At 25.2% G+C, this 17,549-nt stretch carries 14 protein-coding genes and 3 tRNA genes; 3 read left to right on the forward strand and 14 right to left on the reverse strand.

All coding sequences use genetic code 11. The features are described 5' to 3' along the window. Positions 1 to 184 precede the first annotated feature (184 nt). Positions 185 to 385: a cold-shock protein gene (locus tag I4U66_RS07180; RefSeq protein WP_092925171.1), complete on the forward strand. Its 201-nt coding sequence runs from the start codon at positions 185 to 187 to the stop codon at positions 383 to 385. A 175-nt stretch (positions 386 to 560) separates the two neighbouring features. Here I4U66_RS07180 and I4U66_RS07185 read toward each other — a convergent pair whose 3' ends face one another. The 4 genes from I4U66_RS07185 to I4U66_RS07200 all read right to left on the reverse strand — a co-directional run bounded on the left by I4U66_RS07185 (position 561) and on the right by I4U66_RS07200 (position 5,612). Continuing rightward, positions 561 to 1,919, reverse strand: a complete 1,359-nt coding sequence (locus I4U66_RS07185; protein WP_207743620.1) for an MATE family efflux transporter — start codon at positions 1,917 to 1,919, stop codon at positions 561 to 563. Between the two features lie 180 nt (positions 1,920 to 2,099). Next, positions 2,100 to 4,172, reverse strand: coding sequence for a DEAD/DEAH box helicase (locus tag I4U66_RS07190; protein ID WP_195928655.1), 2,073 nt, complete (start codon positions 4,170 to 4,172; stop codon positions 2,100 to 2,102). A gap of 111 nt (positions 4,173 to 4,283) precedes the next feature. Next, positions 4,284 to 5,069 (reverse strand): PIG-L family deacetylase, encoded by a 786-nt coding sequence (locus I4U66_RS07195; protein ID WP_166505640.1) that lies wholly within the window; start codon positions 5,067 to 5,069, stop codon positions 4,284 to 4,286. 282 nt (positions 5,070 to 5,351) lie between these two features. Continuing rightward, complete coding sequence (locus I4U66_RS07200; protein WP_092925163.1) at positions 5,352 to 5,612, reverse strand: hypothetical protein; 261 nt, start codon at positions 5,610 to 5,612, stop codon at positions 5,352 to 5,354. A 193-nt stretch (positions 5,613 to 5,805) separates the two neighbouring features. On the opposite strand from I4U66_RS07200, the gene I4U66_RS14740 reads away from it, so the two are divergent. Together I4U66_RS14740 and I4U66_RS07205 are read left to right on the forward strand one after the other, a co-directional pair. Next, the gene (locus tag I4U66_RS14740) at positions 5,806 to 5,994 is read left to right on the forward strand and encodes a hypothetical protein (RefSeq protein ID WP_243278793.1); all 189 of its coding nucleotides are present in this window, start codon (positions 5,806 to 5,808) and stop codon (positions 5,992 to 5,994) included. Positions 5,995 to 6,009: 15 nt separating this feature from the next. Further along, positions 6,010 to 6,672 (forward strand): aldose epimerase family protein, encoded by a 663-nt coding sequence (locus I4U66_RS07205; RefSeq protein WP_243278794.1) that lies wholly within the window; start codon positions 6,010 to 6,012, stop codon positions 6,670 to 6,672. A gap of 26 nt (positions 6,673 to 6,698) precedes the next feature. Here the strand turns inward: I4U66_RS07205 and I4U66_RS07210 are convergent, their stop codons facing one another. The 10 genes from I4U66_RS07210 to I4U66_RS07255 all read right to left on the reverse strand — a co-directional run bounded on the left by I4U66_RS07210 (position 6,699) and on the right by I4U66_RS07255 (position 17,509). After that, positions 6,699 to 7,061, reverse strand: coding sequence for a hypothetical protein (locus tag I4U66_RS07210; protein ID WP_092925159.1), 363 nt, complete (start codon positions 7,059 to 7,061; stop codon positions 6,699 to 6,701). Positions 7,062 to 7,172: 111 nt separating this feature from the next. Then, a complete protein-coding gene (locus tag I4U66_RS07215) occupies positions 7,173 to 8,543 on the reverse strand; it encodes a GTP pyrophosphokinase (protein ID WP_092925157.1) in 1,371 nt (456 codons plus the stop codon). 142 nt (positions 8,544 to 8,685) lie between these two features. Then, a complete protein-coding gene (locus tag I4U66_RS07220) occupies positions 8,686 to 12,252 on the reverse strand; it encodes an AAA family ATPase (protein WP_195928656.1) in 3,567 nt (1,188 codons plus the stop codon). A 130-nt stretch (positions 12,253 to 12,382) separates the two neighbouring features. Continuing rightward, positions 12,383 to 12,458 (reverse strand) — tRNA-Lys (locus I4U66_RS07225). 81 nt (positions 12,459 to 12,539) lie between these two features. After that, a tRNA-Val gene (locus I4U66_RS07230) sits at positions 12,540 to 12,615 on the reverse strand. A 4-nt stretch (positions 12,616 to 12,619) separates the two neighbouring features. Next, positions 12,620 to 12,695: transfer RNA gene (locus tag I4U66_RS07235), tRNA-Lys, on the reverse strand. 182 nt (positions 12,696 to 12,877) lie between these two features. Further along, positions 12,878 to 13,705, reverse strand: a complete 828-nt coding sequence (locus I4U66_RS07240; protein WP_092925153.1) for a metal ABC transporter permease — start codon at positions 13,703 to 13,705, stop codon at positions 12,878 to 12,880. 17 nt (positions 13,706 to 13,722) lie between these two features. Next, on the reverse strand, positions 13,723 to 14,445 hold the full coding sequence (locus tag I4U66_RS07245) for a metal ABC transporter ATP-binding protein (protein WP_092925151.1): 723 nt from the start codon (positions 14,443 to 14,445) through the stop codon (positions 13,723 to 13,725). A gap of 8 nt (positions 14,446 to 14,453) precedes the next feature. Further along, positions 14,454 to 15,383 (reverse strand): metal ABC transporter solute-binding protein, Zn/Mn family, encoded by a 930-nt coding sequence (locus I4U66_RS07250; protein WP_092925149.1) that lies wholly within the window; start codon positions 15,381 to 15,383, stop codon positions 14,454 to 14,456. A gap of 398 nt (positions 15,384 to 15,781) precedes the next feature. Continuing rightward, on the reverse strand, positions 15,782 to 17,509 hold the full coding sequence (locus tag I4U66_RS07255; protein WP_195928657.1) for a glycoside hydrolase family 3 protein: 1,728 nt from the start codon (positions 17,507 to 17,509) through the stop codon (positions 15,782 to 15,784). Positions 17,510 to 17,549 lie beyond the last annotated feature (40 nt).

The raw sequence follows: 17,549 nt of genomic DNA on the forward strand, positions 1-17,549 counted from the left end.
TATTGTTAGTTTTTGTACAATCATTTTTTTTATATTTTTTAGAAAATTTAGGTATATTTATTAGTATTTAAGGTAATTATTTAAATAAATAAAAAAAGTGTGTACATTTGCTTAAATAAGTGTTACACTTAAATTACAGTAAATCAAGAAACAATCTTGATGTAGGTTTATAGGAGAATTGAAAATGATTCAAGGAATAGTAAAATGGTTCAATAGTGAAAAAGGATTTGGATTTATATCTGTAGAAGGTGGAGATGATGTATTCGCTCATTTCTCAGCTATACAAGTTGATGGATTCAAAACTTTAGAAGAAGGTCAAAAAGTAAGCTTTAATATAGTTGAAGGTGCTAGAGGTCCTCAAGCTGAAAACATAACTATATTATAATCATATAGATACGTTTTAAAGACTCAAATTTATTTGAGTCTTTTTTATTTATTAATTTTAATAATTATAAATTTTCTGAATATAGCAACAATTAAAAATGTCTATGTTATTTTTTACATAGACATTTTTAGAAATACAAAAGTATTTATAGATACAATGTTTTATAATATATAATTTACATATCTTTTTTATCTCGAGTTACATCATTTATCCAATTGCCACTTTTAACTCTTATAAATCCAACTATACCTTTTAATATTTCATCACTTTTTAATAGAAAAAATACAATAGATATTGGTAAATTAAATATAAATGCACCTATAAATCCAAGTGGTATAGATAATCCCCACATAAATATCATTTCATATTTAAATACATACTTATTATCTCCTCCTCCTCTTAAAACACCCATCATAAGATTTGAAGATAAAGACCTAAACAATGCTACTATAGCTGTTGCTGTCATTATTTCTTTTGATATTAATTTCGTTTCTTGTGATATATTATAAAATCCTAATATCACATCTTTACATAAATAAATCATTAAAGCTGATATAACTCCAACTATTATGCTTAGTATGATTATAGTGTTTGCATATTCTTTTACTTTTTCATAGTTTCCTTTACCTATAGCATTACCTATTATAACTGATGAAGCACTAGATAATCCTTGTATAAATAAAGTTGCAAATTGATTTACTACATTATTTATGCTATTTGCTGCAACTACACTAGTCCCCATCCTACCAACTATTATAGATATCATAGACGATCCTACTGACCAACATAGTTCATTAAAAAATATGGGATATGTTACTTTTACATAATCATTAAATATTATTTTATCTATTTTCAAAATATAATTTAACCTATATTTTATTTTACTTTCTTTAAAAATTATATATGCAAATATTATAAAAAATTCTATTATCCTAGATATAACAGTTGCAATAGCTGCTCCTTTAATTCCTAATGGACTTATCCCAAACCTTCCAAATATTAATATATAATTTAAAAATATATTTATAAATAAAGATATACTATGTATGATCATAGGTATTTTAACAGTTTTAATGGACCTAAGTACACCGACAGTAGAAACTGTTAATGAATAGAATACATAACTTATACTAACTATCCTTATATACTTCTCCCCCATTGATATAACTGATATATCATCTGTAAATAGCTTCATAAATGCACCTGGCATAACCATAGCCACTAATACAAATAATATTGATAGTGCTATACTTAGCCAGTATGTAATAGTAATTACCTTGTGTATTGATTTTATATCTTTTTTCCCATAGTATTGAGAGCACATAACGTTAGAGCCTCCAGAAATCCCAAACATTAATATCATCAATATAAAAAAAAGATGATTAGCTATAGCTGCTGATGATAACTCTACTTCGCCTAGTCTACCTAACATAACAGTGTCTGCCATATTAACAGATACTGTTATTAAATTTTGTATAGCTATTGGTATTGATATATCTATTATACTTTTATAAAACGATTTATCTTTTGTCATATACACTTATATTCATTCCTTTCACAAGTACATATATATCTTTTGTATTATTTAAAAGTTAATACATGTACTTATTTACTATTTATGTATATAAAAAAGACTAAGATTTAATCCTAGCCTTTTTATGATTAATCACATCTATATGTAGTTTTTCGTATTTTTGATTTTATATTCTAATTTTTAACCAAACATTATATCTATTATATCATCTACTGACATTTTACTAAGAAAATTTCCACTATCTGTATTACTATCTATAAGCTCTTTTACTAATTCTTTTTTCATTTCTTGTAATCTTATAATTTTTTCTTCTACTGTATCTTTAGATATTAGTTTTATAACATTAACAACATTTTTTTGCCCTATTCTATGAGCTCTATCACTTGCTTGATTCTCTACTGCAGGATTAAACCATGGGTCAAAGTGTATAACTATAGATGCACTAGTTAAATTTAAACCTGTACCTCCTGCTTTTAACGATATTAAAAACACATTATCATTATTTTTATTGAAATCTTTAACTAAATTAACTCTATCTTTTGGGTTAGTTTTTCCATCTAAATAGCTATAGCTTATATTTTCATAGTCTAATCTATCTTTTATTTTCTCTAATACTTTTGTAAACTGTGAAAATACTAATATTTTTTTGTCTTTATTTTCTTTTAACAATTTTACAAGCACCTCTAATTTAGAGTTTTTTATCTCATAGTTTTTAACCATTAATTCAGGGGCTATCGCTAACTGTCTAAGCTTAGTTAAATAAGATAATACAGACATATTATCATTTATTTGAATTTTATTTTTAGCTAAACTAAGTAAACCTAAGTATGCCTTTTTATGTTCTTTGTTAAGCTCTACATAATACTTTTGCTCAATTTTTTCTGGTAATTCATTTATAACTTCTTTTTTTGTTCTTCTTAATAAAAATGGTTTTATAAGCTTTTTTAAATCGTCTATATTACCTTTGTCTAAAAATATTTTTTTAAACTTTGATTTATCATATAAATATCCTGGCATTACAAAGTCAAATATAGACCATAACTCTATTAAGTTATTTTCTATTGGAGTTCCAGTTAGCGCAAACTTAACTTTTGCATTAATTTTTTTTACAGACTTAGCTATTATAGAATCTGGATTTTTTATATTCTGGGCTTCATCTATTATACAGTAATCAAATTTTATATTTTTATATTTTTCTGTATCGTTTTTGTAGGTTGTATAAGTTGTAAGTATTACATCATAATTATCTATATGGTTTATAACATCCTCTCTTTTAGACTTATAAGCTAGACCTATTTTTAGATTAGGAGAAAATCTTTTAAATTCTTCAAGCCAATTATAAATAAGTGATGTTGGTGTTAATACAATAGCTTTTTTATTTTCATTAGATTGTAAAAAAGCTATTGTTTGTATTGTTTTACCTAACCCCATCTCATCTGCTAAAATTCCTCCAAACTCATATCTAGACAAAGTTTTTAAAAATTCATATCCTTTAATCTGATACTCTCTAAGTTTTGCATTTATATTAGGCTGATCAATTTTTAAATTTTCTACTTTTTTAAAGTTCTCGACTATATTGTCTATATGATGACTTCCTTTTATAATAGAACTATCATTATCTTCTATATATTTTTTTAGATATAGTGATTTATTATTGTCTATTTTCATAGAAGTAAGATTTTCATACATCCCCAAAGTATCTATTAGTTCTAATGATTCTTTTAAATTCTTCTCACTTAAATCCAAGTAATTTCCACTTTTAAATCTATATAATTTATTGTTTTCTTTATATGCATTATATATATTTTTATATTCACCTTCACTTATTCCATCTATTTCTAGTCTTGCATTCATATAACCATCTTTTGATGATAATATATTAAATGTTATATTTGGATTTAACTTTGTGCCTTCTTTACTTTCATATTCTTTATCATTATTTAAATCTTCTATACCCTTTAGTACTATCGCTACTATGTGAGAGCATAAATTATTAGATTTTATACTTTGTGACTCTGAAAAACAATCACAACTTACATTTGATATTTCTCTAGTTTTAGTATTTATACTTATCATTGATGTATAATCTCTTCTTCTTTGTTCATCTAACACAGTTCCATAAAATATACATTTACTGCCATTTTGTTTAGCATAATTATTTAAAATTACTCCATTTTTGTATATGTAATGTCCAGAATTGTATTTACTTCTATCTGTATATGTTTTTAATATTTCTTCTATATTTATATTCATTTTATCCACCTTGTTTAATTTTTTGTAAATCTAATTTATCACTATAAAAAATTAAAAGCTACCCTTTTTGTAAAAAATAAGTGTAGGACGTGTCCTACACTTATTTTTTACTTAATATATACTTAAAATTGATGTTAAACTAGGATCATTTAATAAATAATCAAAGTAACTATGGGCTGAAGTATATCCAATTCCATACTTTTCATTTTTATTATCTACATTTTTATATTCTTCTAAAGCACTCTTTACTGTATTATAGTCCTTCATATTATTAACTTTGTATATATCTCTTTTATCGTTAGGTATATTTGATACATAGTTAGGCTTCATAAAATATCTTGCATCATCTACTTTATGTTCATCACTAAGCTTTTTTAATACTTGACCATTTTTTCTGTGCATTATATGATCATCATATTTATAGTGATGTGCTATATGTGTAACGCTTCCTAACTTTTTTTCAAAGTTTAGTATAGTCTTTTCCATTAGATCATAATGAGTTCCTGGTTTTTTAGCTTCATCTGCTAGTATTATTACATTATCTTTTTTTACTCCTAGTTTATTTAGACATGCTTTAAACTCATTGTTTCTTAGTCTTTCTTTTTCTTTTCTATCTATACCCTTAAATTTTGGGTTATTTTTAAACACATTAACTCCCGACCCATCTGATACTAAAGTTACATATACATTGTCCGTTCCACATTCTTTAATAGCATCTACTATAGCAGTTCCTCCCCATAAAACCTCATCATCTTGATGTTGTGGGTAAAATACCACATGATCTTTAAATCTTTTAATATTGCCATTATTATACTGAGAGTATGCTGTATGTACACCAAATATTACTAACACAACTATTATTATCCCCATTATTTTTTTATCTTTTTTGTCTTTCATTTTCACACCACCTACTATTTTTATTTATATGTCGAAAATAGTCGTCTTTAAGCTTATTTTATATTAGCATACTTTACATCTAAATTATATGAAATTTAATATATTGAAATTTTTTTGTTACCGTTTTGAAATTTTTTTGTTACTTTTTAAATGTTTTTTATATAAATTAAGCTTTATACCCTTAATAATTTTAATAATTGAAAAGAAATAGGGGATAATTAGCCATATCACTATTTATCCCCTATTTCTTTTACTCTATTTAATAAAAACTTACATTTTTTATTACTCTGCATCAAAATCTATATGAAACTTTCCTTCTGGTGAATTTATATCTAAATAAGATAAATTAAAATTTTCATCCATTACGTCTATTTTATATTCAAATAAAACATCATCTTCTTTCTTAGACATAAATATGTAGCTACCATTATCTTTATCTTCTATTTCATCACATATTTCTTCATATATTTCTTCACCACTTACACTTCTTTGGTATCCAGAATTTTTTATTTTCTCTTCTATTAATCTGTATATTTCTTCCATGTTAAACTTCCTTTCTAGTTAAACTACTATATATTATATACTTACATAGTATTTGTTAATTCATAATTATATCATTTAAATATACAGCATAACAATATTTATAAAGTTATTTTCTCTAATATAAGTTTATTTAACCTTTACATATATTGCGAAATTATATTATATATAATATGCTTATCTAAGAGGTGATAATATGAATATATTAGAAAATGATAAACTTATAATAGAATCTAAAAATAGTGGTGCTGAACTAACTAGAATATACTCTAAAGATCTAAAAAAGGAAATACTATGGAATGGAGATAGCACTCATTGGTCAAGACACTCTCCTATATTATTTCCTATAGTCGGTAGATTAAAAGACAACAAAACTTATATATAAGATAAGTTCTATAATATGAGTCAACATGGATTTGCTAGAGATATGGATTTTGAAATTATTTATAATGATAATACCTCAATAACTTATAGATTAATATCTAGTGATGAAACTAAAAAACTATATCCTTATTCTTTTGAACTTTTAATAAAATATACTATTATTAATAATAGCATAAATACTAATTGGATTGTTTTAAACAAAGATACAAAAGATATGTATTTTTCAATAGGAGCACACCCGGCATTTAATATATATGATGATTTGTGCAATTACTACCTAGAGTTTAAATCTAGAGATATAGTAAAAAGAATAAGCTTAGAGGGTCCTTATTTTAATAGTGTAAAAGAAGTTTATAATTTAAACAATTTAAGATTAGAACCTAAGATTTTTGAAAAGGATGCATTAATATATACTAATATAGATAGTATTAACTTAAGATCTAATAAATCTAAAGATTACATAAACATTAATTTTAAAGATTTTCCACTAGTTGGAATATGGACTCCTTACTACAAAGATACAAACTCTACTGCTCCATTTGTATGTATTGAACCATGGTTTGGACTAGCTGACAGTGTAAATTCGGATAAAATATATACTAACAAAGCTTATATAAATAAACTTAAACCTTTAGAGTCATTTAATAGTTTATATACTATAACTATAGAAAAAGAGTAAGGATTAACTTACTCTTTTTCTATATGTTAATTATCTTTATTAATTAATTTTTTATATGGTTTTTGTATAATTATATCTACAACTTCGCCTATTGCTATGTAAATTAATATTTTTGGTTCTGTAAAAGTTATATAAATAAATATACCTATTATAATGACTATTAATCCTATAATTTTTATTAAAATCTTTTTATTGTCTTCATCATAGTCTAAATCGTCTAAGCATCTGTCAAAATCTTCTTTAGCTCCTAAGCTATAAAGTCTTTCACATACAAAAGCTACCCAAAATAGTGGCATATTTACATCATAAAACAATTTATATGCAACTAGAGCTAATATAGAAAATAATAAAGATGAAATAACTACATTATCCTTACTCTTAGCTTTCACTTAAATCATCCTTTCCATATATAAAATATCATACAATATTACTTTTTTCTACATAATTTCTAATTTATATTATAAAAATAAAGAGCTGCCTTATAAAGCAACTCTTTATTTTTATCCAATTATAGCATCTTTAATTTTTCTATTTATGTTATCCATATACTTATCTCGTTTTATTTTGTATTCATTATAAGAGTCTATATTTCTACATATGCTATTTATTTCATTTCTAACTACATTATTTATACTATCTAAACTTTGTTCATATAATATCTCTATAGAATCTATTTGTATTAATGTACTTGCTACCTCCATATATATATCATGTAATATATATTTACTATCTGATTTAAAATTAAGCTCTAGCTTACCTTGATGTTTTATAGGAACTATTTTTTCTTTTATAAATAATATAAAGTTTTCAAAATCCTTTTTATTATTAAGAGGTTCTACTTCAAATAATATCCTAAAGAATAAGTTCCATATAAATTCACAGTTTAGCTTACTCATTATAAAATTACCTAGTTTTTCACAAAATTCATCTTCAAATTCAGGGCTTTTACCAAATTTTATTTTAGAGTTAAAGTCTATATCTTTCTTGGCTATCTCATTTAGCCTCATAAGACCTTGTATTGTTGTATCTTCACTTATATCTAAGCCATCTTTATTCTTATTAAATGAATAGTTTATAATAGTTTCACAAGGCTTTTTAAAATCTACTATAAATCCTATATCTTTTTCCATTTTTTCAGCAAAAGTATCATATGCAATTTTAGCTAAAAACTTTTCCATAGACTTTTGCTTTAATGTTTTATCTTTTGAAGTGTTTTCATTAAAAGATTTATAAACAGATAAAAGCTGGTTGTCTATCATTGCTAGATTATTTTTTATTGATGCCATAACATCACTTAAAAATTTATCTACCATTACATAAGTATTATTTTTATATATAACTTGATGTTCTATATCACTCCAAAATATATTTACCATGGATTTTATCTGTATTTCAAAATTTATTTTGTTTTTTCCATATGTAAATAAACCATTTATTCTATATATTTCAAATCCATTTTTTTGTTTTCGTGGCTGCTCTTTATCTAGCCTTATCTTAACCTTGTCATTACTTTTATTATAAAAATATATATTATCATCTGTAGTATCAAAATAAGACTTTAATACTTTATATATTAATTTCTCTTCTTCTATAAATCTACACTCTAGTCTTACACCTATTAAGTCTGATAGATTATGTATAAGCTCTTGTGGTGTCTCATATCTTTTTAAATATCTATTTCTTATTATTTTTTCTCTTAAACTATATTCTGTTTTTACTCTTGAATTAACATTTAAATATTCTTGGTCACTAGATTCAAGTATATTTTCAAAATAGTTCTCTAGTTCTTTTGATAGCATATTTAATGTAGGTGTTAAGGAGTTTAATAAATCAATTGACTCGTCTATAAATTCAAATTCTTTAAGGCTCATAATATTCTCCTATTTCTTTTTAGTACTTAAATTTTACACAAAAAAGGGACATTTATCAAATGTCCTTTTTAAATTTTACTGTATACTTATACCAAAATGAGTATTTTAAATAAATTTAGTAAATACTCATTTTTAGCATACATTATATATTATTTATTATTTTTCCCTTAAGTATTTTAAATTCTACTTCATCTATTACACCTAAGTCGTATAAATTTTTTATCTTTAATAATTCATTTCCTACATCATAGGATAAATTTTCATTAGAGTTATTAATTTTATAATTCTCTTTTAAATTATTATCAGCAATTAGCTCTACATTATTACTTATAAATGTATTTTCATTTACAAATATTTCTTTGCTACTTATTATGTCTTCTACTTCTATATTATTTATATCTCTTTGTAATATATTGTTGTCATATACCCTTACACTTTGAACTCTTACTAATTTTTCTATATAATTTTTTATCATAAGACTATTTCTAAGCTTTAAATTATCATTTTCGTAAAGACTATAGATCACTTCTTTTAAGCTGTCTTTTGATTCTTTACTTAATATAAATCCTTTATTAGTTAATATGTCTAGGCATATTTCATATAATTCAATATTTGTATAGTCCTCAAAGTCTAACCATATAGGGAATCTATAATTTAAAGACTCATTTAATAAAACTAATTCTTTCATTTTATCTTTTTGGCCAGATAAAACTATTTTTATTTTATTTTTATTGTTATCTATAAATTTTAAAAGTATAGAAATTATTTCTTTGTAATTATTAATATCTAATAATAAGTGAGCCTTATCTATTAATACTATTTTACCTAAAGATTTATTTAGTATATCTTCTAATTTTAAGCCACTATTTATTTCACCTATTATTTCTCTTATATCAATTTCTACTATATTCTTAGACTTTATCATATCCCTTGAGTAATACATTTCTGCTAATATGTTTAAAATAGATTTTTTACCTGTTCCTACATTTCCTGTAAATACTATGTTACTATACTTATTTCTATTATTTTTTTTGCCTAGTTTTACTCTCTTTTCTTGTATTTTAATAAGTTTGTATTCATTTCTTAAAAATTCTTTTGCTTTTTCATTTCCTTTAAGAGATTTAAGTTTTTCTTCTAAATCAAACTCATACTCTGATACTTTAATTTTTTCTATATCTTTAGTTGTAATTAGATTCATTTCATAAGTGCTTATGTTTTCTTCTGCTATTCTTATGCTTTGATTTCTTATTAGATTTTCTACATAATTTCTAACCATTCTACCATTTCCTGATGTAGAATCTGATTCTTCATATATATCTTCAAAGCTTTTTTTAAGAGATACATATGCATTTTTAGATAATTTGAATCCTGTTGAATCTATTAAATTAATAGCCATTTCTAATAGTTCATTTGGGTTGTAATCTTCAAAAGTTGTCCAAATTGGGAATCTTGATTTTAATCCTATATTAACATCAAAGAAATCTTCCATCTCTTCTTCATATCCTGCAAGTATTACTACAACCTCTTTAGAATAGTCTTCTATAAGCTTAAGAAGTGTTTCTGTAGCCTCTCTACCTAATGAATCATTAGCTAATGTATAGGCCTCATCTATAAATAAAACTCCTCCTATAGCCTCTTTAAACTTTTCTTCAGTCTTTTTACTAGTTTCACCTGGTACCTCTGATATAAAACTTGATCTATCCGTTTCTATCATCTGACCTACCTTTAAAAGACCCATGCTATTTAGCATTTCTGATACTAATCTTGCTATACTAGTTTTTCCTGTTCCTGGATTACCTACAAACACCATATTTAAGTTTTGCTCTATTTTAGTATCTATTCCCGCTGCTTTTCTCTTCTCTTGTGCAACTATAAGCTTATATTGGTTTCTAAGTAAGCTTTTAACTTCATTTAAACCTACTATTTGGCTTAGTCTTTCTTCTAAATTAAATTTTGCTTTTGCTTTAAAGTTGAAATTGTCTCTTTCTAGCAAATCTATTTCCTTACTTTTATCATTTATATACTTTTTAGATGCATCTAATATAGCATTTTCAACTATATTTCTTACAAATCTAGCATTACCTAAATCATTTTTACCACTTATTTGATTTTTCGCAAATAAGTCTATTAATTCATTTTTAACGTTTTTTGCTATTCTATATCCTTTTGATTTTGCAATATTTAAAGCTATCTCATACATTTCATACGGAGTATAATCTTCAAAATGTATAGTGTTTAAAAATCTTGATTTAAGACCTGGATTAAATGCTAAAAATTCATCCATATCTTTTTCATATCCTGCAAGTATTACAACTAAATCATCTCTATTATCTTCTATACCTTTTAATAATGCATCTATTATTTCTTTTCCTACTTTATCATCATCACTTTCACATAGTGAGTATGCTTCATCTATAAATAATACTCCTCCCATAGCAGAATTTATTATATCTATAGTTCTTTTAGCTGTTTCTGCTGGGTTTTCTGTTACAAAATCAGCTTTGCTAACTTCCCTATATATACCTTTAGATAATATATTTAGTGCATTTAAATATTCAAAAGTTACTCTAGCTGCATTAGTTTTACCTGTTCCTGCATTACCTGCAAATATCATATTTAATGATATATTAGATGTTTTTAGTCCAAGTCTTTCCCTAATTTTTTGTACTTTGTAGTTGTTTTTAACGCTTGTTAAAAATTCTTTTAAATCTTTCATTCCTATAATAGAATTTAATTTGTATTCAACTTCTTCTAATGTAGGTGTTGAATAATCACTAAGTGAGAATATTTCATTTTTTATGTTGCAATATATTTCGTCATTATCTACATATATTAATATTGTACTATTTTCTTTAATATTTTCTTTTAAAATCAAGTTTGTTAAGGGTTTACATAGCTTGTAAGATACATATTCACTAATTCCAAAATTTGAATCTTTTTTATATGTTTCTTGTAAGTATTTGCAAATTCCAAAGTATTCATCGCTTTGATCATCTTCTTTAATATCTAATACTATTTTTACGTTGTGATTTTCTTCTTTTATTTTTATAGTTTCTAGAACTTCTCTTTTTACTATTTTATTTCTTTCCTCCTTATTAAGAGGCTTAGTATATAATACTTTATCTATGTTATTGCTAAATGACTTAGTAAAGTGTTCTTCTATATTAAACTTCTCATCATTAGTTGTATATACTAAGAACTTATTATGACAAACTATATTGTTTATAGTATCCTCATCTTCATCATTTGCTTGTATTAAAAATTTATTTTTTATTATGTAATTATTGTCTAAGTTTAAGCAAGTATTTGGATATACATTTGATAATACATTTAGCATATCTTCACTAGCTTTTTCACTATTTTTAAATAGTATACAAGAAGAATCACTACTTAGTTTTTCATATAAATCTGTTAAAAATGCGCTATATCCTAAATTAAAATTATATGATGCTAAATCTATTTCTTGTATATGTGTATTATCTATAAAATCTGAATTATTTAGGTATTCAAATATCCTTCTTACACTAGTTTTTTTAGCAGTTTCTTTATCCCCTATTAAAAATAATATTCCTTTTTCTTTGTTTATAAATTTTTCTTCAAAATACTCACATATTTCCTTGATAAATTTTTTTTGCCCTATAAGCTCTCTATTTAATTTTCTTTCTATATAACTAAATTTTTGTTTTATAAAGTCTTGTTCATTCTCCATATGATTCACCCTTCAATGTTTTATTATTTTTTATAGCCTTAAGATATTCTTACCCCAAAAATTATATTTTATATATATAATATAATTTTTTTACAAAAAAACCTCATAGATATCTATGAGGTTTCAAAACTGGTGACCCATCCGCGACTCGAACGCGGGACACCCTGATTAAAAGTCAGGTGCTCTACCGACTGAGCTAATGGGTCTTATATAATTTAATAACATAAGCTTACAGCAACTTACTCATTGCAAGTTATCTGCTCTACTATCTAAATAACTATAAGTTTTGGTGGGATTAACAGGGCTCGAACCTGTGACCCCCTGCTTGTAAGGCAGGTGCTCTCCCAGCTGAGCTATAATCCCAAAGTGGTGACCCATCCGCGACTCGAACGCGGGACACCCTGATTAAAAGTCAGGTGCTCTACCGACTGAGCTAATGGGTCATTTGTTTTGTTTACTTCTCTCAACCACAAATATTATTATATTCGTTTTTTTTTGTTTCGTCAACACTTTTTGTATATTTTTTCAAATTATATTTTATTTTTTTCTATATCTGTTGATTTTTCTACTTTTTTAGAATTATTTTAAATTTAAAAATTAAAAAGAGTAGTAACCTACTCTTTTATTATTTGTTTAATACTATTTTTTTATGTTTAGAATTTATTAACTTTGAAAATACAGTTACTCCTAAAAGCTCTAATACACTTATTATAACAATAGTTCCTCCTGGTGCTATGTCTAAATAAAAAGATATTAATACCCCACTTATTATAGCTATCTCACCAAATAATACTGAATAAAATATTGATTGTTTAAAACTTTTTGCTACTTTTAAGCTTGTAGCTACTGGTATTGAAATAAGGGATGATACTAATAATACCCCAACTATTCTAAGTGTTATTGTTATGCTTGCTGCAACTAATATCATAAATATTGTGTTAATAAGTTTTACAGGTATTTTAGAAAATTTTGCATTTTCCTCATCAAATGTTATATATAATAATTCTTTAAATAATAAACTTACAAATAAAATAATTATAATTGCTACCATAATGATTATTTTTATATCTTCACTACTTACTGTAGCTATACTTCCATACATAAATGAGAATAAATCAAAGTTTGTATTTGATATACTTATAAGTATACCTGATATTCCAACTCCTAAAGCCATTATTATAGCTATTGACAAATCTGCATATTCTTTTAAATATGTTCTTAATCTATCTATTATTATAGCTGCTATACTTGATGCTACTAAAGATCCTATTAAAGGATTTACACCTACTATAGTAGCTGATGCTATACCTGATAGTGCTATATGTGACAGACTATCTCCTATTAACGATAATTTTTTAAATACTATAAACATTCCCATTAATGGACATATAAGCCCAACTATTAAGGAAGCTGTAAGTGCCCTTACCATAAAATCATATTGAAAAATTTCCAAAATATTGCCTCCCCACTTTAACTACTAAATAAATTAAGCATTATAGATTCATCTATATCTTTTTTGCTATTTTCTATTAATTCTATTTTTTTATTTTTTATTAATGCTAATTTTTTAACTTCTTCTTTAACTATAAATAAATCATGAGATACTATTATTATAGTTAAATTTAATTTTTTATTTAACTCTTTTAGTATTTTATAAAATTCTTTTTGTCCGTTTACATCTATTCCAACTGTTGGTTCATCTAAAAATAGTATTTCAGGTGATTTTACAAGTTCTCTAGCTATAAATACTTTTTGTTGTTGACCTCCTGATAAACTTCCTATTAGTCTATCTTTATACTCATACATTCCTACTAATTTTAAAACTTCATCAACTTCTTTTTTGTATTTTTTACTTACTCTTTTAAACAAACCTACCTTAGATACTAAACTTAATGATACTACTTCTTCTACTGTTATAGGAAATGAACTAGAAAATGAATTTGATTTTTGGTCTACATAACCGATTTTATTCCATTCATCAAAGTTATTTATATTTTTATTAAGTAAGTCAATACTTCCTTTAACTGGTTTTAATTTATTTATCATAAGCTTAAGCAAAGTACTTTTACCAACACCATTTTGCCCTATAATACCTATGTAATCACCTTTATTTATATTTAAGTTTATATTATCTAATATAACTTTATCTTCATATCCAAAGCTTACATCGTTAAATTTAATTACTTTATCCATATTTATCCCTACTTTAAAACTAAATTTAGTGTTTCTAAGTTTTTATTCATTAAAGATATGTAATCTTTATTATTGTCAAAATCCTTTTTACTTATATTGTCTATTGAATATAGCACTGTTGTTTTTATATTAGCCTCATCTGCTATAGTTTTTGCTACATTTGGATTTACAAGACCATCAAATAGTATGTATTTTATATTATTCTTTTTTGCATAGTTAGCTATTTCACTTATTTTGCTAAGAGATGGTTCTTGATTTGGACTAATTCCTGTTATAGATATTTGATTTATTTTATATTCATCACATAAATATCCATAAGCGCCATGAGATACTATTATACTCTTATTTTTTTTGTCTTTTAAATTTTCATCATAGTCGCTTTTTAGTTTTTTTAACTTTTCTATATATTCATTATAATTTTTTTCATAATAGTCTTTGTTTTTTTCGTCTGCTTTGATTAAAGCATTTTTTATGTTTTCACATTCTTTCATAGCTAAATCTACATTTAACCATACATGAGGATCATACTGCCCGTGATTATGAGATTCATGATTCTCTTTTTCGTGATTTTGTTCTTCATCATAAGTAAGTGGTTTTATACCTTCACTTGCATCTACTATCTGTAGTTTATTTTCACTTTTTATTTTATCTGCAAAGCTATCTAATCCTAATCCATTTTTTATAAGTAAATCAGCATTTTGAATATCTTTCATAAGCTTTGGCGTTATTTCATAGTCATGAGGTTCTACTCCTGGTGGAACTACATAATTTATATTTATCTTATCTTTTCCTATATTTCTTGTAAAATCGTATATAGGAAATACTGTTGTGTAAACATTTATTTTCCCATTGTCTTTAGCTGTATTATTACCACTAGAACAAGCTACAGCACTTATCATTGTTATTACTGATAATAATGCTAGTAATATTTTTTTCATATATTTCTCCTTCCATATGTAAATCTTTATAATTATATCCAAAATATTATTTATTTAATCTATACCATTTTTAATTGATAATAAATATCATTATCGAATATTTTATAACTTTTTACTCATTTAGTCAATATATTACATTTTATGTTATTTATAATAACAATAATAGATGTTTATATCAACTGATTTTATATATATATTTAAAATTTTAAAATCTTCCTATATATACTTTATTCATGTATTTTATAATCTATTATAATTTATATTAATTTAATTTATATATAAGAAATACATACATAAAAAAGCTATAAACTCTGGTTTTTAATTCCTATAGTTTATAGCTTTTTTATATTTTATGCTAATTAAATAGCTTATTTCTTATTTTAGTATTTATATTAAAATTATAAACGAGTATCCCAAAAATCACAGAATGCATCAACTGAGCTTACGCCTTTAAATTCAGATTTTCCCATTATCTTTTGTATTACTTGATGTATAGTATTTTCATTATCTGTATATGCATTTATATATGTTGGTACCATTGGTACATCTATTAAGTGGAATGGATTATTTACAGATACACATACTGTAGGTAGTTCTGTAACATACCAAGGAATATCTGGACCCATTGGCATAGCCCATGTTATACGACGTACATTACTTTGAGAGAATCCTTGTACATTTACAAACAGCATTACTGCATCAAACTTATCAACAAAATCTTTTATTGGAGTCATAGCTAATAATTGCTTTCCATTTAAAGATGTATTTGGATCGAATACTTCTACCTCAAATCCTTGTGCTTCTAACTCATTTTTCACTTTATCTTGTAAGCTACCTGTTCCTGCCATTGATACTTTAGATGCAAACCCTGTTGAGTCTACAGTATATAGCATTATTCTTTTGTGAGTTTCTGGCGTTATTGGTAGTTGATTTTTAGTGTTTTTAACTAAAGTTATAGCTTTATCTGCTACATCTTTTGCTACTTCTAAGTGTTTTTCACATCCTATAACAGATAAATTTTCTTTTGGTGGCATTAATGTATTTGATTCTTTTTTCTTATGTAATTTTAACATAGCTTTAAATGCAAGTACACGAGTAACAGCTTCATCTAAACGCTCATGAGTTAATATTCCATTTTCAAGTCCTTTTTTCATAGCTTCAACATCTTCATCTTTATCTCTATAATAAAGTATCATATCGCATCCTGATGCTATTGTTGTAGGTATCATATCTTCTCTTCTTATCATAGAAGTAAGTCCTACCATATGAGTTGCATCAGTAAGTATTAATCCGTTAAATCCTAATTGTTCACGAAGTAATCCTTGTAATAATTCAGGTGCTATAGTAGCTGGCATTATCTCATTATCTTTTATGCCTGGCTTTAACTTTCTTGAGTATTCTGGAAGTCTTATATGTCCTATCATTACAGATTCAACACCTGCATCTATCATTCCCTTATATACTTTACCAAATTCATTATCCCACTCTTCACAACTCATCATATTATTAGTTGTAACTATGTGTTGATCACGCTCATCTAATCCATCTCCTGGGAAATGTTTCATACAACAAGCAAGACCTGCATCATTTGCACCTCTTAAATATTCTTTTGACATTTCAAGTACAACATCTGCATCACTTGAGAAACAACGGCTAGATACAACACAGTTTCTCCAGTTTTTATTTATATCAACTATAGGTGCATAAGTCCAGTTGCATCCTATAGCAGCTGCTTCCTTACATCCATAATATCCTAATTTGTATGCATTTTCTTTATCTTGTGTAGCCCCTATTGTTACATGGTATCCTATATGTGTTCCACCACCAATACCACCATCTCCTCCAGCTTCTATATTAGCTGCTATTAGTGCTGGTATTTTACTAGTATTTTGTATAGTCATATTTTGTTCATATAACTTATCAGCTGACATATTAGAATATCTAAATCCTCCCATGCCATATTTATTAATACGCTCTTTTATCTCTTCTTCATTGTTATTCCAAAGCATATCTACAAATACTTGTCCTATCTTTTCATCTAAAGATAATCCCGCTAATGTATCTTCTACCCACTTGATATCCTCATCTTCTAAGTAAAATGGTTTTGCTTTTAAATCTATTTTCATTTTAATCCCCCTTTTGATAAATGTCTTTTTAGATTTATAA

Origin of the sequence: Romboutsia sp. D33t1_170424_H2, from assembly GCF_015669105.1 — a bacterium.
Classification (GTDB): domain Bacteria; phylum Bacillota; class Clostridia; order Peptostreptococcales; family Peptostreptococcaceae; genus Romboutsia_C; species Romboutsia_C hominis.

Bases quoted from the DNA above. Each gene is read 5' to 3' on its own strand.
- I4U66_RS07180 (WP_092925171.1), top strand. From the start codon at position 185: ATGATTCAAGGAATAGTAAAATGGTTCAATAGTGAAAAAGGATTTGGA.
- I4U66_RS07185 (WP_207743620.1), bottom strand. From the start codon at position 1,919: ATGACAAAAGATAAATCGTTTTATAAAAGTATAATAGATATATCAATA.
- I4U66_RS07190 (WP_195928655.1), bottom strand. From the start codon at position 4,172: ATGAATATAAATATAGAAGAAATATTAAAAACATATACAGATAGAAGT.
- I4U66_RS07195 (WP_166505640.1), bottom strand. From the start codon at position 5,069: ATGAAAGACAAAAAAGATAAAAAAATAATGGGGATAATAATAGTTGTG.
- I4U66_RS07200 (WP_092925163.1), bottom strand. From the start codon at position 5,612: ATGGAAGAAATATACAGATTAATAGAAGAGAAAATAAAAAATTCTGGA.
- I4U66_RS14740 (WP_243278793.1), top strand. From the start codon at position 5,806: ATGAATATATTAGAAAATGATAAACTTATAATAGAATCTAAAAATAGT.
- I4U66_RS07205 (WP_243278794.1), top strand. From the start codon at position 6,010: ATGAGTCAACATGGATTTGCTAGAGATATGGATTTTGAAATTATTTAT.
- I4U66_RS07215 (WP_092925157.1), bottom strand. From the start codon at position 8,543: ATGAGCCTTAAAGAATTTGAATTTATAGACGAGTCAATTGATTTATTA.
- I4U66_RS07220 (WP_195928656.1), bottom strand. From the start codon at position 12,252: ATGGAGAATGAACAAGACTTTATAAAACAAAAATTTAGTTATATAGAA.
- I4U66_RS07245 (WP_092925151.1), bottom strand. From the start codon at position 14,445: ATGGATAAAGTAATTAAATTTAACGATGTAAGCTTTGGATATGAAGAT.
- I4U66_RS07250 (WP_092925149.1), bottom strand. From the start codon at position 15,383: ATGAAAAAAATATTACTAGCATTATTATCAGTAATAACAATGATAAGT.
- I4U66_RS07255 (WP_195928657.1), bottom strand. From the start codon at position 17,509: ATGAAAATAGATTTAAAAGCAAAACCATTTTACTTAGAAGATGAGGAT.